This window comes from Tatumella sp. JGM94, assembly GCF_018257595.1.
In the GTDB taxonomy this organism is placed as follows: domain Bacteria; phylum Pseudomonadota; class Gammaproteobacteria; order Enterobacterales; family Enterobacteriaceae; genus Tatumella; species Tatumella punctata.
This window is the reverse complement of the sequence record NZ_JAERJN010000018.1, coordinates 20,956-42,145: the sequence shown is the minus strand read 5'-3', so window position 1 is coordinate 42,145 and position 21,190 is coordinate 20,956. Positions and strand designations below refer to the sequence as shown.

The following is a 21,190-nucleotide window of genomic DNA, read 5'->3' as shown; positions in this document are numbered from 1 at the left end:
GTTTTTTGGGCGGTGAATTATCCAGATAAAATCCGCGCAAACGGTTTCGTAACGGGGCCTTATTCTTTATAATACGCCCCGTTTTCCCCCTGTTGCGCCCAATGAAGCGTCGCCCGGCGTTTCGAAGACGAGAGATCTTTAATGATGGAAATTTTGCGTGGTTCGCCCGCTCTGTCGGCATTTCGTATTAACAAACTGTTGACCAGCTTTCACGACGCTCATCTGCCGGTGAGTGACATTTATGCCGAATACGTGCATTTTGCTGATGTCAGTTCACCCCTGACTCAGGACGAGCAAAATCGTCTCCAACGTCTTCTTAAATACGGTCCCTCGCTGGCAGAACATGAACCTGCCGGACGTTTATTACTGGTTACCCCGCGGCCGGGTACCATATCGCCATGGTCTTCGAAAGCGACTGATATTGCACATAACTGTGAACTATCTAAAGTGTTGCGGCTGGAACGCGGGCTGGCTTTCTATATTCAGGCAGAAAACCTGACAGAAGCTCAGTGGGCCCGGCTGGGGGTATTACTCCATGACCGGATGATGGAAACCGTATTCACGGATCTGTCTCAGGCTGAACAACTGTTCGCTCATCATCAGCCACAACCGGTAAAGGCGGTGGATATTCTGGGACACGGGCGTGAAGCGCTGCAGGAAGCAAACCTCTCCCTCGGGCTGGCACTGGCAGAAGACGAAATTGACTATCTGCTGGCAGCCTTTACCGCGCTGGGACGTAACCCGAACGATATTGAGCTGTATATGTTTGCTCAGGCTAACTCTGAGCACTGCCGTCACAAAATCTTTAACGCCGACTGGATTATTGACGGTGAAAAACAGCCAAAGTCGCTGTTTAAAATGATTAAAAATACCTTCGAAAAAAATCCTGAGCATGTGCTCTCTGCCTATAAAGACAATGCGGCAGTGATGGAAGGTTCAACCGTGGGTCGTTTTTATGCGGATGATCAGCAGGGCCGCTATGATTACCATCAGGAAGAAGCCCATATCCTGATGAAAGTGGAAACCCATAACCACCCGACAGCGATCTCTCCGTGGCCGGGAGCGGCGACAGGGTCGGGCGGGGAAATACGTGATGAAGGTGCGACCGGCCGCGGCGCTAAACCTAAAGCGGGTCTGACCGGCTTCTCCGTGTCTAACCTGAGGATCCCCGGTTTTGAGCAGCCGTGGGAACAGGATTTCGGTAAACCGGAGCGGATTGTCAGCGCGCTGGATATTATGACGGAAGGCCCGCTGGGCGGGGCGGCATTTAATAATGAATTCGGCCGTCCGGCACTGAATGGATATTTTCGTACCTACGAAGCGCAGGTAAACAGCCACAATGGTGAAGAGCTGCGTGGTTATCATAAGCCGGTGATGCTGGCGGGCGGAATCGGTAATATCCGCGCTGATCACGTGCAGAAAGGTGACATTACCGTCGGGGCTAAACTGATAGTTCTGGGCGGCCCGGCAATGAATATTGGTCTGGGCGGTGGTGCAGCATCATCGATGGCGTCAGGTCAGTCCGATGCTGATCTGGATTTTGCTTCTGTGCAGCGAGATAACCCTGAGATGGAACGCCGTTGTCAGGAAGTGATTGACCGCTGCTGGCAACTGGGTGAACAGAACCCGATTCTGTTTATTCATGATGTCGGTGCAGGCGGATTATCGAATGCAATGCCGGAGCTGGTCAGCGACGGTGGCCGTGGCGGACGCTTTAACCTGCGCGATATTCTGAGTGATGAACCGGGGATGAGTCCGCTGGAAGTCTGGTGTAACGAGTCCCAGGAACGTTATGTCCTGGCGGTTGCGCCGGAAAAAATTGCGTTATTTGAACAGCTGTGTAAACGCGAACGGGCACCTTATGCAGTTATTGGTGAGGCAACCGAAGAGCTGCATCTGACTCTGACAGACGAACATTTTGCTAACCAGCCGATTGATATGCCGCTGGATGTACTGCTGGGCAAAACCCCGAAAATGACCCGCGACGTCACGACTCTGCAGGCCGAGGGGGTGGCGCTTAGCCGCGACGGTATCTCTCTGGCTGAGGCGGTAAAACGTGTAATGCACTTGCCAGGTGTTGCCGAAAAAACCTTCCTTATCACTATCGGTGACCGTTCCGTCACCGGCATGGTGGCACGTGACCAGATGGTCGGACCCTGGCAGATCCCGGTAGCAAACTGTGCCGTCACCACAGCCAGCCTGGACAGTTATCATGGTGAAGCTTTTGCGATTGGTGAACGTGCGCCGGTAGCGTTGCTGGATTTTGCTGCATCGGCACGCATGGCGGTAGGGGAAGCACTGACTAACCTGGCGGCGACAGACATTGGTGAACTGACCCGCGTTAAACTGTCGGCCAACTGGATGTCTGCTGCCGGTCATCCGGGAGAAGATGCCGGTTTATATGCGGCGGTAAAAGCGGTGGGTGAAGAGCTGTGTCCGGCTCTGGGGCTGACTATCCCGGTCGGTAAAGATTCAATGTCGATGAAAACCCGTTGGCAGCAGAACGATCAGCCGCGGGAAATGACGTCTCCTCTGTCTCTGGTAATTACCGCGTTTGCCAGGGTTGAAGATGTTCGCCATACGGTCACCCCTGAGTTGCAGTCACAGTCAGATAATCTGCTATTACTGGTGGACTTAGGTGCAGGGGCCAATACCCTGGGAGCGACCGCACTGGCTCAGGTTTACAGCCAGCTGGGTGATACCCCGGCGGATGTCCGTGATGCACAGCAACTGGCGGGTTTCTTTGCTGCTATCCAGCAACTGGTGAGTGAACAGAAATTACTGGCTTACCATGACCGTTCTGACGGTGGTTTACTGGTCACGCTGGCAGAAATGGCCTTTACCGGACATTGTGGTGTGGATGTTGATATTACCGCCCTTGGCCGGGATACACTGGCGTCGCTGTTTACCGAGGAACTGGGTGCGGTTATCCAGATCAATACGGCTGACCTTGCGGCGGTGAACGCAGTATTTGCACAGCATGGGCTGAGTGACTGCCTGCATGTATTAGGCAGTGCACAGTGCGGAGACGACTTTGTGGTACGTGCATCACAGCAGGTCGTCTATCAGGAGAAACGTTCTGTCCTGCGTCGCTGGTGGGCAGAAACGACCTGGCAGATGCAGCGGCTGCGTGATAATCCGGACTGCGCGGATCAGGAACACCAGACTAAACTGGACGATAAGGATCCCGGCCTGAATGTATCGCTGAGTTTCGATCCGGCCGAAGATATTGCAGCCCCGATGATTGCTACCGGTGCCCGGCCTAAACTGGCGGTCTTACGTGAGCAGGGGGTTAACTCCCATGTGGAAATGGCTGCGGCGTTCCATCGCGCTGGTTTTGATACTGTCGATGTCCATATGAGTGATTTACTTGCCGGACGTCGCGGGCTGGATGACTTCCATGTACTGGCCGCCTGTGGCGGTTTCTCTTATGGTGATGTGCTGGGTGCGGGTGAGGGCTGGGCGAAGTCCATTCTGTTTAACCCGCGGGTTCGTGAGAACTTCGAGCAGTTTTTCCATCGTGACCAGACACTGGCTCTGGGGGTATGTAACGGCTGTCAGATGATGTCTAACTTGCGTGAGTTGATCCCCGGCAGTGACCTGTGGCCACGCTTTGTGCGTAACCAGTCTGAACGGTTTGAAGGACGTTTTAGTATGGTTGAAGTGGCTGACAGCCCGTCATTATTACTGTCGGGAATGGCGGGTTCGCGTATGCCAATCGCCGTATCTCATGGCGAAGGTTTTGCCGAACTGCGTGATCAACAACAGCTGGATGATTTGGAAGCACAGCGGCTGGTTGCGCTGCGTTTTGTCGATAACTACGGCAATGTCACCGAAAATTATCCGGCTAACCCGAATGGTTCACCGAAAGGGATGACTGCGGTAACCAATACCTCCGGTCGCGTCACTATTATGATGCCTCACCCGGAACGGGTGTTCCGTACGGTGAGTAACTCCTGGCACCCGCAGCAGTGGGGCGAAGACAGCCCGTGGATGCGTATTTTCCGTAATGCACGTAAACAGCTGGGCTAATCATCAGCCTGCGGTGAATGTGGTACAAAAAGCACTCTGCGGAGTGCTTTTTTTATCTGCCTCCTGCTGGCCACAGAGGGGGACTGTATCATTATGGTGACATTTCCCCTCGCAAACTGTCGCTGAATTGTGACACTTAATTATTTGATAAATATATATTATTTATCAACCTGCTTTAAATGTCTCTGATCAGAGACAATTCCGACCTGTCCTGAGATGATATCGTGGCCGTAATGCCATTAACTTACTGATATAAAAACACTTGTAATATGTGGCACAGCTATTGCATTATAGTCAGTACAGCTCATTCTGCTCTTTATGATGCCCTGCGTAAGCGGTCAAGCGCTCATAAACTTTGAATGATGCCCCAAGGTGCCTGCCGTCCGACTTTTGATAATCGTCAGTTTTACTGCGTTATCATGCTACGGGCGTAACGTTGAGTAAGGCACCGCCTTTTTCTTAACGCCGGTATGGCCGGCGTTATACCTTTCTGACACTGGTCCGGAGACTACACCGGACAGTGATTCCCGGTGCTTTTCATTTATTCCTGTCATTACCGCGTGGATTTTTCCCGCAGTCTGCTTCCTTCCTGAGCTTAATCCGGCTAGCATCATCTTTATTTTCCCGATGGCGGTCACCGTGAAGCGCTGGTCTTTTGTCCCCCGTTCTCTCAGACAGTTAGTTTTGCTGGCTTTTGTGTTGGTATTGTTACCGTTACTTGTGCTGGCATGGCAGGCCTGGGAAAGCTTTTCCAGTCTCAGTGAACAGGCCGCAGAAACCAACCGTAATACCTTTACGGATGTCCGTCTGAGTGAAATGATGGCCCGCTCAGCCCTGGAACTGGAACGTAATTACCGGCAGTTTTGTGTGTTAAATGATCCGACACTTGAGTCTCTGTATCAGCAGCAATATATACGTTACCGGCAAATGCTGCAGACTCACTTCCGGCGTTTACCACGGCTTAAATCCACACAAAAAATTCAGCAATTATTACCGGCCCTGACGCCACTTCACTGTGAGCAGGGCAATCCGCCGCAAAGCGTGTCAGATAACCTGATTGCATTTTCTATTGCTAACAGTCAGCTGGTTGAAGAAACCCGGCAGAATGTCTTTACCCGTGGTTTAGAGCTGCAACGTGAAATTGCGGATCGTGGCGCATTTTTTGGCTGGCAGGCATTGTTACTGTTTTTGATCAGCCTCGGGTTTATATGGTTATTCACCCGGATGATCATCGGGCCGATAAAAAACCTGAAAAAAATGATCCACCGGCTGGGAGAGGGCGGGGAAATAGACGGAATGACCGATTTTCGCGGGCCTGACGAAATCCGCTCTCTCGGACAGCGGATCGTCTGGCTGAGTGAACGTTTATCCTGGCTTGAGGCTCAGCGTCATGAATTTTTACGTCATCTTTCCCATGAGCTGAAAACGCCGCTGGCAAGTTTACGGGAAGGGAGCGCGTTACTGGCGGAGGAGATCAGTGGCCCGCTGAACAGGGATCAACAGGAAATTGTCGCTATCCTTGATCAGAGCAGCCTGCACCTGCAGACGCTAATTGAGCAATTACTGGATTATAACCGACACACCGCGGACGCCGGGTGTTTAATGTCGCCCGTTGATCTGCAACATATTATTAATGAAGTGGTGACTGCCCATGCCCTGCCAGCCAGTGCCCGTGATATTGATACGCAGGTGATTTTACAGGAGCAATCTTGTCTGGCCGATCGGCAACTTCTGGCCCGCACTCTGGATAACCTCTATTCTAATGCCATAAACTATGGGAGGCCTGGCGGGCAGATTCTTTTTTCCAGTTGCCGTGACGGAGACAGGATCCTGATAGATGTGTCTAATAGCGGAACACCGATACCGGCACATGAGCAGAAAATGATCTTCGAACCTTTCTATCAGGGCGCCCGGCAGCGGCGCGGGCCGGTAAAAGGCAGCGGGCTGGGGCTGAGTATTGCCAGAGATTGTATCCGGCGTATGCAGGGGGAGCTGATACTGGTCAGTAATGGTGATGCTGAAGTGCGTTTCCGGATTGAATTATCGATCCCTCGTCAATTGCCGATCATTCATGGAGGCAGTCAGTGATAAAACGCATTTTTTGTCCGCGTATATTTGCCGCAGTTGTTCTCCCGTTACTGAGTGCATGCAGCCAGCAGACAAGATCAGCCGGCACTTTGTCCCCGGACCAGCAGGGTACGAGTGTTTCCGCTTGCCGGCAAATAACACAACCGCTGGTGCCCCCTCAGGCAGCCTGGCCGGATTACTGGCTGAAACTGATGAACTGCGTACAGCAGCAAGGGGGTGAGGATAATTATCGTCAGGCGGTATTGATCGACGCTGATAGCTGGCAGCAGGTATTTCGTCAAAGCATTCTGTTTTCCGGGACGGATCTGACTGATCAGAAACGTCAGCAGTTATTACAGCGGATGAAACAATGGCAGCCACAGGCAGACCGGCGCGTCGGTTCGTTATTGCAGTTATGGCAGGACAATCAGCAAAGCCAGCTCACCGCATCGCTGATAACAGAAAAATATAAACAACTTCGTCAGCACAGTGATGCCCGGATAGCCCGGTTGCGCCAGCAGCAGCAACAACTGCAGCGGCAACTGTCTGACAAACGCCTGCAATTACAAAAGCTCACGGATATAGAACATCAGCTATCTGCCCGTAAAAGGACGGTGATCCGTGACAACGCTGATCTCCGTCCAGTGTCTGTTAACCCCGGCGATCCGCAAAAGGAAGATAATTAACTCATGACAAAACAGGCAGCACGATTATTACTGGTAGATGATGACCCGGGGATCCTGACATTGCTGGGAATGCGGTTACGCAGTGAAGGTTTTCGGGTGGCCACCTGTGAAAACGGCACTGATGCGTTACGTCATCTGGCCAGAGAGCCGGTTGATTTGGTCATCAGTGACCTGCGAATGGATCATATGGATGGTCTGACCCTGTTCGGGGAAATTCAGAAACAATTCCCCGGATTACCGGTGATTATTCTTACGGCCCACGGATCCATTCCTGACGCTGTCGCCGCGACCCAGCAGGGAGTATGCAGCTTTCTTACCAAACCGGTTAATCGTGATGCCCTGTATCAGGCTATTGACCAGGCTATCGCCCAGCGGGGCACGGTCACCGGACATCAGCTGAGTGACAGTATCGTGACCCGCAGCCCGCTGATGATGCGCTTGCTGGAACAGGCACAAATGGTGGCCAGTGCCGATGTCAGTATCCTGATTCAGGGGCAGAGCGGTACCGGGAAAGAGGTTCTCGCCAAAGCCATTCATCAGGCCAGTCCGCGCTCAGACCGCCCCTTTATTGCCATTAACTGTGGAGCATTACCGGAACAGTTACTTGAATCAGAACTGTTTGGACATGCCAGAGGCGCATTTACCGGTGCTCTGAGTGCCAGAGAAGGGTTGTTCCGGGCGGCAGAAGGCGGGACCCTGTTCCTGGATGAAATAGGTGATATGCCTGCGGCATTACAGGTCAAACTGCTGCGGGTATTACAGGAACGCAGGGTCCGGCCGCTGGGCAGTAATCAGGATGTGGCGATTGATGTACGGATTATCTCAGCAACCCACCGTGATTTGCCGAAAGCGATGGAGGAAAAAACGTTCCGGGAAGATCTCTATTACCGTCTGAACGTGGTTACTCTGCGGTTACCGTCACTGAATGACCGCGCTGAAGATATACCTTTACTGGCGAATGCATTGCTGAGGCAGGCTGCAGACCGGAATAAACCGCATATCCGCAGTTTTTCTGCCGGGGCGATGAAACGACTGATTACGGCCAGCTGGCCCGGCAACGTGCGTCAGCTGGTTAATGTTATCGAACAATGTGTGGCGCTGAGTTCCGCAGCGGTGATCACTGACCGGCTGGTGGAACAGGCACTGGCCGGCGAAAATACAGCGCTGCTGACTTTTGCTGAGGCGAGAAATCAGTTTGAACTGAATTATTTACGTAAGTTATTACAAATGACTGGCGGTAATGTGACCCATGCGGCACGGCTTGCCGGACGAAATCGTACTGAATTCTATAAACTTCTGGCGCGTCATGAACTGGACGCGGGCGATTTTAAAGGGTAATTTGCTGCCAGTTATTTCTACCCCCGATACCGGATAAGATCGCCGGTACCCGAATACCCGGTAGCCACAGGCGAAAGAAAAGGTTCTGTTATGAAAAAAATTGATGCGATTATTAAACCCTTCAAACTGGATGATGTGCGTGAGTCTCTGGCTGAAGTCGGGATCACCGGGATGACAGTGACTGAAGTAAAAGGATTTGGCCGTCAGAAGGGGCACACGGAACTGTACCGTGGCGCAGAATATATGGTCGACTTCCTGCCTAAAGTCAAAATCGAAGTAGTGGTTGCTGACGATATTGTCGATACCTGTGTCGAGACGATTATGCGTACTGCTCAGACCGGGAAAATCGGTGATGGCAAAATTTTTGTATTTGATGTTGCCCGTGTGATCCGTATCCGTACCGGAGAAGAAGACGAAGAGGCTATCTGACAGGCCTGCAGAGGCCATCATTGATGGCCTCTGCAGACCAGTACCGTTACAGAGACTGGTGGGGACCGAACATTTCGTAGTGGATATGGTCGGCACTGACACCTGCTGCCGTCAGCTGGTTAAATACGGACTGCATAAAGCCGGCTGGTCCGCACAGGTAGTAATGGCGGTGCTGGCTTACTTGCTGTTCGCCCGCCTGGCTCAGATCCATCAGTCCGGAGAAGTGTGCCGGGTCATTATCTCCTGCCGCCGGGTGGTTATACCAGGTCAGCTGGCGGAAGTGTTCCAGTTTTTCTCCCAGCGCACTGACTTCATCCCTGAAAGCATGACTGGCAGGATTTTCGGCAGCGTGCCACCAGTTTACTTCCGCCGGATAGCTTTGTTCAGCCAGGCTGTGCAGCATTGCCAGTAGCGGGGTCAGACCGACCCCCGCCGAAATCAGTGTCAGGGGGGCGGGGGCCAGTGAACTGTCGAGCACAAAATCACCGCCCGGCACTGCAATTTCCAGCAAATCGCCACATTTTGCATGTTCATGTAACCAGCCGGAAACTTTCCCGCCCGGCTGATGACGTACAGCAATCCGGTAATCGTTACCATTCGCAGTACGCGTCAGAGAATACTGTCTGATCTGCCGGTATGGAAAACCTTCCGGCTGGAGATAGACAGCCAGATACTGGCCTGCGACATAATCGGCGACCGGCTTACCGTCTTGCGGAGTCAATACAATACTTTTAATAACCTCACTTTGTTGTGTGATATCACTGATAACAAAACGACGGGTTCCCCGCCAGCCGCCGGGTTTATGTTCATGTTCCTGATAAATTTGCGCCTCACGTCCAATAAAAATGTCTGCCAGTGCGCCGTAAGCCTTTGCCCATGCGGCAAGAACTTCATCACCCGGGTTGAGCAATTCACGGATAGTCCCCAGCAGATGCTCTCCGACAATGGCGTACTGGTCCGGACTGATGGATAAACTGGCATGTTTCTGGGCAATTTTTTCGACGGCAGGAAGCAGTGCAGCAGGGTTATCCAGGTGGCTGCCATAGGCACAGAGTGCGGCAAACAGAGCTTCCGGCTGACGACCACTGACCTGGTTACTCATATTAAAAACATTTTTTAGTTCCGGGTTGTGGCTCAGCATGCGCTGGTAGAAATGTTTTGCTACTGCCGGGCCGGCATTGGCGATAGCAGGAAGAGTCGATCTGACCAGGGCGAGAGTTTCTGAATCAAGCATGCGGGCGTCCTCATTGTTCATCATTAAACATGTATTTTATATGCATGTTATGGCCGGCAGTATGGATTGTAAATAAACTTATTGTTAGCAAGGGTTTCCTGCGGTGTGGAACTGGCCGGAAAATTTATGGCGAACGGTCATATTTTCTGGCTAAAAAAAGTGCGACTGCTCACAGGTTGACCCGCGAAAATACTGAATGCCAATCGTTTGCGCAAAAAGAACGTTTTCCGGCTACCGTACTCCGGGAAAAGAGTTTACACTGTTGGCCGTTACCCGCCGATGGGTGTTAAATTGCCGTTTTTAAGTTAGCTTAGTCAGGAGATGCGGATGTTAAAGCGAGAGATGAACATAGCCGATTATGATGCCCCACTGTGGGAGGCGATGGAGCAGGAAAAAGTGCGTCAGGAAGAGCACATTGAACTGATTGCTTCAGAAAACTATACCAGCCCACGCGTAATGCAGGCTCAGGGTTCACAGCTGACCAACAAATACGCAGAAGGATACCCTGGTAAGCGTTACTACGGCGGGTGTGAATATGTGGATATTGTTGAACAGTTAGCGATCGATCGCGCCAAAGAACTGTTTGGCGCAGATTATGCCAACGTTCAGCCGCACTCCGGATCTCAGGCTAACTTTGCAGTGTATACCGCATTACTGCAACCGGGCGATACTATCCTCGGGATGAACCTGGCACACGGTGGTCACCTGACTCACGGTTCTCCGGTTAACCTGTCCGGTAAACTGTATAACGTGGTGCCTTACGGCATTGATGAAAGCGGCAAAATTGACTATGACGAACTGGCTGAACTGGCAAAACAACACCAGCCAAAAATGATTATCGGCGGCTTCTCTGCGTATTCCGGTGTGTGTGACTGGGAAAAAATGCGTGAAATCGCAGACAGCGTCGGCGCATGGTTGTTCGTTGATATGGCTCACGTTGCCGGATTAGTCGCAGCCGGTGTCTATCCGACCCCCGTTCCTTATGCCCACATCGTGACCACCACGACCCACAAAACTCTGGCGGGCCCGCGTGGCGGACTGATCCTGGCGAAAGGTGGTGACGAAGATTTTTATAAAAAACTGAATTCGGCGGTTTTCCCTGGCGGCCAGGGCGGTCCTCTGATGCACGTGATTGCCGGTAAAGCGATTGCGCTGAAAGAAGCGATGGAGCCGGAGTTTAAAGCGTATCAGCAGCAGGTTGCGGTTAACGCTAAAGCAATGGTTGAAGTTCTGCTGGACCGCGGGTTTAACATTGTTTCCGGGGGGACGCATAACCACCTGTTCCTGCTGGACCTGGTAGACAAAAATCTGACCGGTAAAGAAGCGGATGCCGCACTGGGACGCGCCAATATTACGGTAAACAAAAACAGCGTGCCTAACGATCCGAAGAGCCCGTTTGTCACTTCCGGTATCCGTATCGGTACGCCAGCAGTAACCCGTCGTGGTTTTAAAGAAGCCGAAGTCCGTGAACTGGCAGGCTGGATTGCTGATGTGCTGGATAACATTAACGACGAAGCGACTATCGAACGTGTTAAAGGCAAAGTCCTCGAAATCTGCGCACGGTTCCCGGTTTACGCCTGAGAATGAATAACTCGTGATCCGGTACTCTGGTCCTCGCGGGCCAGGGTGGCCATCAGATAACGTTAATTGCACCTCAAAGGCGGATAATCTGCTGTCGGGGTGCATTTTTTATCTGGCCGCAGACATTTGCGGAACAGTAAAGAGATAACGACACAAAGCAAGAGCGGCGTAGCGGGGGAGAAAAGGCGACATCAGGAGGGGGAAGGGCAGACAGTCATCAGACCGCCTGCCGGAAAGCAATGATTAGCGTTTCAGCGCTTCGCTTAATTCGTCGCGCATTGAGGCAAGCACGGCGCGTACTACGCGCGGGTTACCGGCAACGATATTACCTGAGCTCAGGTAGCCATGACCGCCGGTAAAGTCAGTGACCAGACCACCCGCTTCACGCACCAGTAATTCACCGGCGGCGAAATCCCATGGTTTCAGGCCAATCTCAAAGTAACCATCGGTACGTCCAGCGGCAACGTAAGCTAAATCCAGGGCGGCTGAGCCGGTACGTCTGAAATCTGCACACTGGGTGAACAGTTTCGTGACAACATTCATAAAAGGTACTGAATGTTGTTTGGCTTTGAACGGGAAGCCGGTAGCGAGGATAGTACCGGCTAAATCGCGGGCAGTGCTGCCACGCAGGCGGTAACCGTTTAACTGGGCACCCTGTCCGCGTGCAGCAGTAAACAGTTCGTTACGCATCGGGTCATAGACCACGGCGACTTCGGTACGTCCTTTGATACGCACGGCAATAGAAACAGAAAAGTGCGGGAAACGTTTAATAAAGTTGGTGGTGCCATCCAGTGGATCAATAACCCATTGAACATCCTTATCTTCACCTGCCAGTTCACCACTTTCTTCAGTGACGATTGAGTGCTTAGGGTAAGATTTACGAATTACCTCAATAATCAGGCGTTCTGCTTCGCGGTCGATATTGGTAACAAAGTCATTGCTGCCTTTCTGACTCGTCTCAACAGCGTCTGGAGTTTCGTAATTTTTAGCAATTAAATTGCCGGCCTTGCGCGCAGCGCGCACGGCGATATTGAGCATCGGATGCATCAGTTATTCCCACTGGATGTTAAAGAACGAAAAAACGCCGGGAAGTATAGCAGCGTGTTCAGATAATGTCTCTTTTTATGTTAGTATCCCTGCATCATTTTAAGAGCGGCCTTCAATTATGTTGCAGAATATTCGTATTGTCCTGGTGGAAACTTCACACACCGGGAATATGGGCTCCGTTGCCCGGGCTATGAAAACCATGGGGCTGTCGAATCTTTATCTGGTGAACCCATTAATTAAACCGGATTCTCAGGCAATTTCCCTGGCGGCGGGTGCCAGTGATTTAATTGGTAATGCCTGTATTGTCGACTCGCTGGATGAGGCCATTTCCGGGTGTAGCCTGGTGGTTGGTACCAGTGCGCGATCCCGTTCTTTGCCCTGGCCGATGCTGGATGCCAGAGAGTGTGGTGTTAAAAGCGTCGAAGAAGGTCAGCAGGCACCGGTAGCTCTGGTATTCGGGCGTGAGCGGGTAGGGCTGACTAACGACGAACTGCAGAAGTGTCACTACCATGTGGCCATTCCGGCAAATCCTGAGTACAGCTCCCTGAACCTTGCGATGGCTGTTCAGCTGATTGCTTACGAAGTGCGCATGGCATGGCTGCAGTCGCAGTCTGCAGATACCGGTGTGGCACAATATGCAGAGTCACCTTATCCGCTGGTTGATGACCTGGAACGTTTCTACGGACACCTGGAAAAGATGATGCAGGACAGTGGTTTTGTTCGTAAAGACCAGCCGGGGCAGGTGATGAGTAAGCTGCGCCGTCTGTTTACCAGGGCGCGTCCTGAGCGTGATGAACTGAATATTTTGCGCGGTATGCTCGCGTCCTTTGAGAAAAAATCGCACTGATGACTCGCTGTGGCTGAAGAAGGACTGAACAGCACAGCAGGTTAAATACCTGAGTAAAATACCCGGTTAAATAGTTGACCATTTTGGTCGGGAATGTCAGACTTATCGTTATTAACTTTTATTAACACTCCGGTAACCGGATACTGATCGAGGTCGTGTAACGATGAGACTGACATCCAAGGGACGTTATGCCGTCACTGCCATGCTGGATGTGGCACTGCATTCAAATGAAGGCCCGGTGCCTTTGGCCGATATTTCTGAACGTCAGGGTATTTCACTTTCCTACCTTGAGCAGCTTTTTTCGCGCCTGCGTAAAAATGGCCTGGTCGCCAGCGTACGCGGGCCGGGTGGCGGATACTTGCTTGGTAAAGATGCCAGCCAGATAGCCGTGGGTACCGTTATCACTGCTGTTGATGAGTCTGTCGATGCTACCCGCTGTCAGGGAAAAGAAGGTTGCCAGGGGGGAGAGCGCTGTCTCACTCACGTATTGTGGCGTGATTTAAGTGACAGAATCAGTGAGTTTCTGAATAATATTACTCTAGCTGAACTGGTCAATAACCAGGATATTCTTGAGGTTGCGGATCGTCAAAATAATGATAACCGACGTTTTCTTGACCCGCGGATGCCGTCTGCCATAGACGTCAAACAGCGTGCTTACAACTAGAGATTATGGCGTTATTTGCCTGCGTAATACCACCGCCATACTATAAATTATTAGCATTGAAGTGATGTACGGAGTTTAAGAGCAATGAAATTACCAATTTATCTGGATTACTCTGCGACTACGCCTGCAGATCCGCGCGTTGCTGAGAAAATGATGCAGTATCTGACGCTGGACGGGGTGTTCGGTAACCCTGCTTCACGTTCTCACCGTTTTGGCTGGCAGTCGGAAGAGGCAGTGGATATTGCCCGTAACCAGATTGCTGATCTGGTTGGTGCTGATCCGCGTGAAATCGTATTCACCTCCGGGGCGACCGAAGCTGACAACCTGGCGATTAAAGGTGCAGCACAGTTTTATCAGAAAAAAGGTAAGCACATCATTACCTGTAAAACTGAACATAAAGCGGTACTGGATACCTGTCGTCAGCTGGAAAGAGAAGGTTTCGAAGTGACCTATCTGGCACCACAGACCAACGGTATTATTGATCTTGACGTGCTGAAAGAGGCTATCCGTGAAGACACTATTCTGGTGTCCATTATGCATGTAAATAATGAAATCGGTGTGGTTCAGGATATTGCCACCATCGGTGAAATTTGCCGTGAACGCGGTATTATTTACCATGTTGATGCGACCCAGAGTGTGGGCAAACTGCCTGTCGATCTGAGCAAACTGAAAGTCGATTTAATGTCTTTCTCTGCCCATAAACTGTACGGACCAAAGGGGATTGGTGCACTCTATGTTCGCCGTAAGCCTCGTGTTCGTCTGGACGCTCAGATGCACGGCGGTGGCCATGAGCGCGGTATGCGTTCAGGTACCCTGCCAGTGCACCAGATTGTCGGCATGGGTGAAGCTTACCGGATTGCTAAAGAAGAGATGGACAGCGAAATGGCACGTTTACGTGTGCTGCGTGACCGTCTGTGGAACGGTGTCAAAGACATGGAAGAGGTTTATCTGAATGGTGACCTCGAAAATGGCGCACCGAATATCGTCAACATCAGCTTTAACTATGTTGAAGGTGAGTCGCTGATTATGGCGCTTAAAGATCTGGCCGTCTCTTCCGGTTCAGCCTGTACGTCTGCGAGCCTTGAGCCATCTTATGTACTGCGTGCTCTGGGTATGAACGATGAACTGGCCCACAGCTCTATTCGTTTCTCTTTAGGACGTTTTACCACTGAAGAAGAGATCGACTACACCATTAATCTGGTGCGCAATTCTATCGGCCGGCTGCGTGACCTTTCTCCCCTGTGGGAAATGTTTAAAGCAGGCGTGGATTTGAACAGCATCGAATGGTCGCATCACTAACAGTCTTCAGGAGAATATAAAATGGCTTACAGCGAAAAAGTAATAGATCACTACGAAAACCCACGTAATGTGGGCTCTTTTGACAATGCTGACCCGAGTATTGGTAGTGGTATGGTGGGTGCACCTGCCTGCGGCGACGTGATGAAACTGCAAATTAAAGTCAGTGACACGGGGATTATTGAAGATGCCCGTTTCAAAACTTACGGTTGTGGTTCTGCAATTGCCTCCAGTTCACTGATCACCGAATGGGTGAAAGGTAAATCACTGGACGAAGCCCAGGGCATTTCAAATATGCAGATTGCGGAAGAACTGGAATTACCGCCGGTAAAAATTCACTGTTCTATCCTGGCTGAAGATGCGATTAAAGCAGCAATTGCTGACTATAAGAGCAAAAAAACAGACAAGTAAGCGAGGGCAGAGATGTCGATTTCCCTGAGCGATTCAGCTGCTGCGCGTGTCAGTAGTTTTCTGGCAAACCGTGGCTCAGGCTATGGCCTGCGGTTAGGCGTAAGAACGTCAGGCTGTTCGGGTATGGCTTATGTCCTCGAGTTTGTGGACGAACCACAGCCGGAAGATACGGTGTTTGAGCAGAAGGGCGTCAGAGTCGTTGTCGATGGCAAAAGCCTCGTTTATCTGGATGGTACAGAACTGGATTTTGTGAAAGAAGGCCTGAATGAAGGGTTTAAATTCAACAATCCAAATGTAAAAGATGAGTGCGGTTGCGGCGAGAGTTTCAACGTATAATCTCTGTGTCATACACTGAACATCTGCCCCAGCCTGCTGGGGCGTTTTTTTTATTTTTATCTCAGGTTCGGGCCGGTTATGAATTATTTTACCCTGTTTGATTTGCCAGAATCCTTTGATATTGACACTGCACGGCTGGCTGAACATTTCCAGACACTGCAACGTCAGTATCATCCTGACAAGTTTGCGACCTCTCCGGAAGCAGAGCGTCTGAAGGCGTTACAACACGCTGCAACCATCAATCAGGGCTACCAGGCCCTGCGTCAGCCGCTCTCCCGGGCAGAATACTTATTATCTCTGCATGGTTTTGATATCAACAATGAGCAGCATACCCTGCGTGACACGGCTTTTCTGATGGAACAGTTGGAATTACGTGAAGAGCTTGAAACTATCGAACAGCAGAAAAACAGTGATGCACTGGCAGACTGTTTTCGCCGGCTGGATGAAATGGAACAGCAGCGTAGTCAGCAAATGCGCCAGCTATTTATTCAGCAGCAATGGCCTGAAGCCGCAGATACGGTGCGTAAGCTAAGATTTCTCGCTAAACTGCGTGTTGAAGCAGAAAAGCTGGAAGAGAAACTGCTGGATTTTTAAACGGGAAGCTCGTTATGGCGTTATTACAAATCAGTGAACCGGGGTTAAGTGCTGCTCCTCATCAGCGCAAGCTGGCTGCCGGGATTGACCTCGGAACCACCCACTCCCTGGTCGCTACTGTCCGTAGCGGTCAGGCTGAAACTCTGCCGGATACACAAGGGCGTCATTTACTGCCTTCGGTGGTGAATTACCAGCCTGGCCAGTTAATGATTGGCTGGGAAGCCCGTCGCCTGGCTGCCAGTGATCCCCGTTATACCTTTAGTTCGGTGAAACGACTGATTGGCCGATCGCTGGCTGATATTCAGCAGCGTTATCCGCATCTTCCTTATCTGTTCAGTGCCAGCGAGAATGGTCTGCCAATGATGACGACGCCCGATGGCCGGGTGAACCCGATTCAGGTTTCCGGTGATATTCTGGCAGAACTTGCCGCCAGAGCCCGAGAGTCTCTGGGCGGAGAACTGGATGGCGTAGTGATCACAGTCCCGGCTTACTTTGATGATGCCCAGCGCCAGGGAACCAAAGATGCCGCGCGGCTGGCCGGACTCAATGTATTACGGTTGCTCAACGAACCCACTGCCGCTGCTGTCGCCTATGGTCTGGATTCCGGACAGGAAGGTGTGATTGCGGTGTATGATTTAGGCGGGGGGACCTTTGATATTTCGGTACTGCGTCTCAGTCGTGGTGTGTTTGAAGTGCTGGCGACCGGCGGCGACTCTGCACTGGGGGGCGATGACTTCGACCAGTTGCTGGCAGACTGGATCTGTCAACAGGCGGGGATTACCGACCTGAGTGACCGGCGCTTACAACGACAAATTCTGGATGCCGCCACGGCAGCAAAAATCACCCTCAGTGACAAACCACAGGCGACTATCAGCGTCGGTGACTGGCAGGGCAATATCAGCCGTGAACAGTTTACCGCCCTGATTGCACCGCTGGTTAAGCGGACGTTAATCGCCTGCCGCCGCACTTTAAAAGATGCCGGAATCGCGGTTGATGAGGTACAGGAAGTTGTGATGGTCGGGGGCTCCACCCGTACACCGGCAGTGCGCGACAAAGTGGGCGAGTTTTTTGCCCGTCAGCCGCTGACCTCGATTGATCCGGACAAAGTCGTTGCCCTCGGGGCGGCAATTCAGGCGGATATCCTGGTGGGGAATAAACCTGACAGTGATATGTTACTGCTTGATGTCATCCCTCTGTCACTGGGTCTTGAAACCATGGGCGGACTGACCGAAAAAGTGATCCCGCGTAACACCACTATCCCTGTGGCCCGTGCTCAGGAATTTACCACGTTTAAAGATGCCCAGACCGCAATGAGTATTCATGTGGTACAGGGCGAACGTGAACTGGTGAGTGATTGCCGTTCACTGGCGCGTTTTGCTTTGCGTGGTCTGCCGCCACTGCCGGCTGGCGGAGCCCATATTCGTGTCACTTTTCAGGTGGATGCAGATGGCCTGTTAAGTGTTACTGCGATGGAAAAGTCTACGGCTGTTGAAGCGTCTATTCAGGTGAAACCGTCCTATGGTCTGACTGAAAATGAAATTGCGACCATGATCACCGACTCAATGACCTATGCCCGCGACGATGTGGCGGCACGAAAACTGGCGGAACAGAAAGTTGATGGTCTGCGGGTACTGGAAAGCCTGGAGGGTGCGTTAGCCGAAGACAGCACATTACTTTCCGCTGATGAACTGCAGAAAATTCGTCAGGCTCAGGACAACCTGCGCCACGCACTGGAAGGTGATGATGAAGCGCAGATTGCTGGCGGAATAAAATTATTGGATCAAGTGACTCAGGAGTTTGCCGCACGCCGGATGGATAATTCAATTCGCCGGGCGCTGACCGGACACTCTGTGGATGAGGTTTAAGAATGCCTAAGATTGTAATTTTGCCCCATAAAGATTTGCTGCCGGAGGGCGGCGTCTATGATGCAGCGCCCGGTGAGACTATCCTGGATGTTGCATTACGTAATGGTATCGAAGTTGAGCACGCCTGTGAGAAGTCCTGTGCCTGTACTACCTGCCACTGTGTGGTGCGTGAAGGATTTGATTCACTGCCCGAGAGCACTGATGACGAAGATGATATGCTGGACAAAGCCTGGGGGCTTGAACCGGACAGCCGTCTGAGTTGTCAGGCGCGGATTGCCGACGAAGACCTGGTCGTGGAATTCCCGCGTTACACCCTGAACCATGCGCGTGAGCATTAATTAAAACGTTAACATCCCGGGTCGGAAATTTTCCGGCCCGTTTTGTGCCAGAGGAGTCATTATGTCAATCAAATGGACCGACAGCCGATTTATCGGTGAAGCACTGTATGATCAATTTCCGGAGACGGATCCGAAAACCGTCCGCTTCACTGATTTACATCAGTGGGTTTGTGAATTAGAAGATTTTGATGATAACCCTGAGGCTTCAAATGAAAAAATCCTCGAAGCAATTCTGTTAGTCTGGATGGACGAGTACGAATAACCCGTAAGGAGCGATTTTATGACCACACCAATGATGCAGATCAGACTCAGCCAGCAAGCTGCAGATGCCCGCTGGGGCGAAAAAGCCATTATTTCCAGCACTGACCAGGGGATGACTATCCACCTGAGTGCCGGGGATGAGCTGCAGGTTATTCAGCGTGCTGCCCATAAAATCGATGGTCAGGGAATACGTTCCGTCGCACTGGCGGGGGATGACTGGGATCTGGAACGTTGCTGGGCTTTCTGGCAAGGTTTTCGTTCACCAAAAGGTCATCGCCAGGTGCAGTGGCCACAACTGAATGACAGTGATAAAACCGAACTTCAGCAGCGGCTGAAAATTGTCGACTGGGTGCGGGATGTCATCAACCTGCCGGCCGAAGAACTCGGGCCGGAAGATTTAGCCAGCGCCGCGATTGATCTGCTCAGTGAAACCGGCGGTGATGCGGTCACTTACCGTATCACTAAAGGTGAAGCCCTGCGTGATCAGGGGTATAACGGACTGCATATTGTCGGCAGGGGTTCGACCCGCTCACCGGTATTATTAACCCTGGACTTTAACCCTTCGGCAGATGATGCAACGCCGGTTGATATCTGTCTGGTCGGGAAAGGGATTACTTTTGATACCGGCGGCTACAGCCTGAAAGGCAGCACTTTTATGGATTCGATGAAATCCGATATGGGCGGTGCTGCTACTCTGACTGGCGCGCTGGCGCTGGCAATCAGCCGCGGCCTGAATAAACGCGTGAAGCTGATCCTGTGCTGTGCTGATAATATGGTCAGTGGCGGGGCATTGCGCCTCGGGGATATTATCCGTTATCGCAACGGTAAATCAGTTGAAGTGATGAATACTGATGCTGAAGGGCGACTGGTCTTAGCTGATGGCCTGATCGATGCCAGCCAGCAAAAACCCCGGCTGCTGATTGACGCCGCAACCCTGACCGGGGCCGCAAAAACAGCGCTGGGTAATGATTACCATGCCTTGTTCAGTTTTGATGAATCGCTGGCCAGCCAACTGCTGGACAGTGCTGCTGCAGAAGGTGAGTTATTCTGGCGTTTACCGCTGGCAGAGTTCCATCGCCAGCATCTGCCGTCAAACTTTGCCGACCTGAACAATATTGCCAGTCCTTCCCATGCGGCAGGGGCCAGCAGCGCAGCCGCTTTCCTGTCTTATTTTGTGGAAGACTACCAGCAGGGCTGGTTGCATATTGACTGTTCGGCGACTTACCGGAAAGGTGCGGTCGATCAGTGGTCGGCCGGGGCGACCGGACTGGGAGTCCGGACACTGGCTAACCTGTTACTTAAATAAACCTGATAGTTTTCTTCAGCAGGGCAGACTCCGGTCTGCCCTTATTTTCGGGCAGATAAAATGCAGATATCTCTTGAAGAATTGTTAACTAAAGCGGCAACAGAACCGGCCCATCGTCCTGAATTTTTTCAGCGGCTGATGCAGTCTGATGTCTGGGTTATCGGCAGTAACAATGCGGGAAGCACAGAACAGAGTACGATCTGTGATCTTGAATACTGGGAAAAAGAGGACGGACAGCCTGTGATACCGTTCTTCACCTCAGAAGCCGCCTTTACCGAAGCGGGCGGGGCGAAAAAAGCAGGTTTCAGCCTCAGTACCCGGGCACTGTTTGAAATGACCCGTGGCGAAATCCTGTTTCTGAATCCGGGGCGTGACAGCGGGAAAGAATTTACGGTAGCAGAAATAGATGCGCTGTTATCGGGGGCTGGTAACGCGTTAACTGAGCTCAGTGTCCGCGAACAGGGGCAGACGTTATTACTGTCGGCCGTTGAGCAGCCTCCGCAACAGTTGACAGACTCGCTGAAAAAACTGTTCAGTACATATAAACCGGTTCGCAGGGCCTTTATTGCATGGTGTAAAGAAACACCGGAGCAACCCGGGAATTTATTGATCGGTATCGAAGCCAGCGACGATCTGGATGATATTATTCAGGCGGCCGGGCACGTGGCTATGGATACGCTTCCTGATGATGGGGTGATCGATTTCTGTGAGGTCCGGGAGTCATCTGAAGGTATCAGTCACTTCTTCAGCGCCCATATAATACCGTTCTATCAGCGGCCCCATGGCAGTTTTCTGCGCGGACTGGCGTTAAACGGCGGGCAGCGCATTTTATAAATCCGGGGACGGGTGCCCCGGAAA

The 21,190-nt window shown here is 51.7% G+C and carries 19 protein-coding genes; 17 read left to right on the top strand and 2 right to left on the bottom strand.

Going from position 1 to position 21,190, the window contains the following annotated elements; translation table 11 throughout:
• Positions 1-141: 141 nt before the first annotated feature.
• The 5 genes from purL (at position 142) to glnB (ending at position 8,552) form a co-directional block, all read left to right on the top strand.
• Complete coding sequence (gene purL / locus JK216_RS13230) at positions 142-4,032, top strand: phosphoribosylformylglycinamidine synthase (protein ID WP_212708092.1); 3,891 nt, start codon at positions 142-144, stop codon at positions 4,030-4,032.
• 639 nt (positions 4,033-4,671) lie between these two features.
• Entirely contained in the window at positions 4,672-6,120 is a 1,449-nt protein-coding gene (locus JK216_RS13225; RefSeq protein WP_212708091.1) for a HAMP domain-containing sensor histidine kinase, read from the top strand.
• A complete protein-coding gene (locus JK216_RS13220; protein WP_212711953.1) occupies positions 6,117-6,785 on the top strand; it encodes a hypothetical protein in 669 nt (222 codons plus the stop codon). Before JK216_RS13225 ends, JK216_RS13220 begins: the two co-directional genes overlap by 4 nt.
• A gap of 3 nt (positions 6,786-6,788) precedes the next feature.
• On the top strand, positions 6,789-8,123 hold the full coding sequence (gene glrR, locus JK216_RS13215) for a two-component system response regulator GlrR (protein ID WP_212708089.1): 1,335 nt from the start codon (positions 6,789-6,791) through the stop codon (positions 8,121-8,123).
• A 90-nt stretch (positions 8,124-8,213) separates the two neighbouring features.
• Positions 8,214-8,552: a nitrogen regulatory protein P-II gene (glnB, locus tag JK216_RS13210; protein ID WP_212708088.1), complete on the top strand. Its 339-nt coding sequence runs from the start codon at positions 8,214-8,216 to the stop codon at positions 8,550-8,552.
• Between the two features lie 46 nt (positions 8,553-8,598).
• Here glnB and hmpA read toward each other — a convergent pair whose 3' ends face one another.
• A complete protein-coding gene (hmpA, locus tag JK216_RS13205) occupies positions 8,599-9,786 on the bottom strand; it encodes an NO-inducible flavohemoprotein (RefSeq protein WP_212711952.1) in 1,188 nt (395 codons plus the stop codon).
• 327 nt (positions 9,787-10,113) lie between these two features.
• Between hmpA and glyA the strand changes: the two genes are divergently transcribed.
• Positions 10,114-11,367 carry a serine hydroxymethyltransferase gene (gene glyA / locus JK216_RS13200; protein WP_212710731.1) on the top strand — a complete coding sequence of 418 codons (1,254 nt, stop codon included), beginning with the start codon at positions 10,114-10,116 and terminating at the stop codon, positions 11,365-11,367.
• Between the two features lie 243 nt (positions 11,368-11,610).
• Here the strand turns inward: glyA and suhB are convergent, their stop codons facing one another.
• A complete protein-coding gene (gene suhB / locus JK216_RS13195) occupies positions 11,611-12,414 on the bottom strand; it encodes an inositol-1-monophosphatase (RefSeq protein WP_212711951.1) in 804 nt (267 codons plus the stop codon).
• Positions 12,415-12,532: 118 nt separating this feature from the next.
• Here suhB and trmJ point away from each other — a divergent pair, with 118 nt between their 5' ends.
• The 11 genes from trmJ to sseB all read left to right on the top strand — a co-directional run bounded on the left by trmJ (position 12,533) and on the right by sseB (position 21,166).
• Positions 12,533-13,261, top strand: coding sequence for a tRNA (cytosine(32)/uridine(32)-2'-O)-methyltransferase TrmJ (gene trmJ / locus JK216_RS13190; protein ID WP_212708084.1), 729 nt, complete (start codon positions 12,533-12,535; stop codon positions 13,259-13,261).
• A gap of 163 nt (positions 13,262-13,424) precedes the next feature.
• Complete coding sequence (iscR, locus tag JK216_RS13185; protein ID WP_212708083.1) at positions 13,425-13,925, top strand: Fe-S cluster assembly transcriptional regulator IscR; 501 nt, start codon at positions 13,425-13,427, stop codon at positions 13,923-13,925.
• An 84-nt stretch (positions 13,926-14,009) separates the two neighbouring features.
• Positions 14,010-15,224, top strand: a complete 1,215-nt coding sequence (locus tag JK216_RS13180; protein ID WP_212711950.1) for an IscS subfamily cysteine desulfurase — start codon at positions 14,010-14,012, stop codon at positions 15,222-15,224.
• A gap of 21 nt (positions 15,225-15,245) precedes the next feature.
• Complete coding sequence (iscU, locus tag JK216_RS13175) at positions 15,246-15,632, top strand: Fe-S cluster assembly scaffold IscU (RefSeq protein ID WP_212708081.1); 387 nt, start codon at positions 15,246-15,248, stop codon at positions 15,630-15,632.
• A gap of 12 nt (positions 15,633-15,644) precedes the next feature.
• Positions 15,645-15,968 carry an iron-sulfur cluster assembly protein IscA gene (gene iscA, locus JK216_RS13170; protein ID WP_038022191.1) on the top strand — a complete coding sequence of 108 codons (324 nt, stop codon included), beginning with the start codon at positions 15,645-15,647 and terminating at the stop codon, positions 15,966-15,968.
• A gap of 78 nt (positions 15,969-16,046) precedes the next feature.
• Positions 16,047-16,562: a co-chaperone HscB gene (gene hscB / locus JK216_RS13165; RefSeq protein ID WP_212708080.1), complete on the top strand. Its 516-nt coding sequence runs from the start codon at positions 16,047-16,049 to the stop codon at positions 16,560-16,562.
• A gap of 14 nt (positions 16,563-16,576) precedes the next feature.
• Positions 16,577-18,427, top strand: a complete 1,851-nt coding sequence (hscA, locus tag JK216_RS13160) for a Fe-S protein assembly chaperone HscA (RefSeq protein ID WP_212708079.1) — start codon at positions 16,577-16,579, stop codon at positions 18,425-18,427.
• A 2-nt stretch (positions 18,428-18,429) separates the two neighbouring features.
• Positions 18,430-18,765 carry an ISC system 2Fe-2S type ferredoxin gene (gene fdx, locus JK216_RS13155; protein ID WP_212708078.1) on the top strand — a complete coding sequence of 112 codons (336 nt, stop codon included), beginning with the start codon at positions 18,430-18,432 and terminating at the stop codon, positions 18,763-18,765.
• A 61-nt stretch (positions 18,766-18,826) separates the two neighbouring features.
• Complete coding sequence (iscX, locus tag JK216_RS13150; RefSeq protein WP_212708077.1) at positions 18,827-19,027, top strand: Fe-S cluster assembly protein IscX; 201 nt, start codon at positions 18,827-18,829, stop codon at positions 19,025-19,027.
• 18 nt (positions 19,028-19,045) lie between these two features.
• Positions 19,046-20,332 (top strand): aminopeptidase PepB, encoded by a 1,287-nt coding sequence (gene pepB, locus JK216_RS13145; RefSeq protein WP_212708076.1) that lies wholly within the window; start codon positions 19,046-19,048, stop codon positions 20,330-20,332.
• 60 nt (positions 20,333-20,392) lie between these two features.
• On the top strand, positions 20,393-21,166 hold the full coding sequence (gene sseB / locus JK216_RS13140) for an enhanced serine sensitivity protein SseB (RefSeq protein ID WP_212711949.1): 774 nt from the start codon (positions 20,393-20,395) through the stop codon (positions 21,164-21,166).
• Positions 21,167-21,190: the final 24 nt, after the last annotated feature.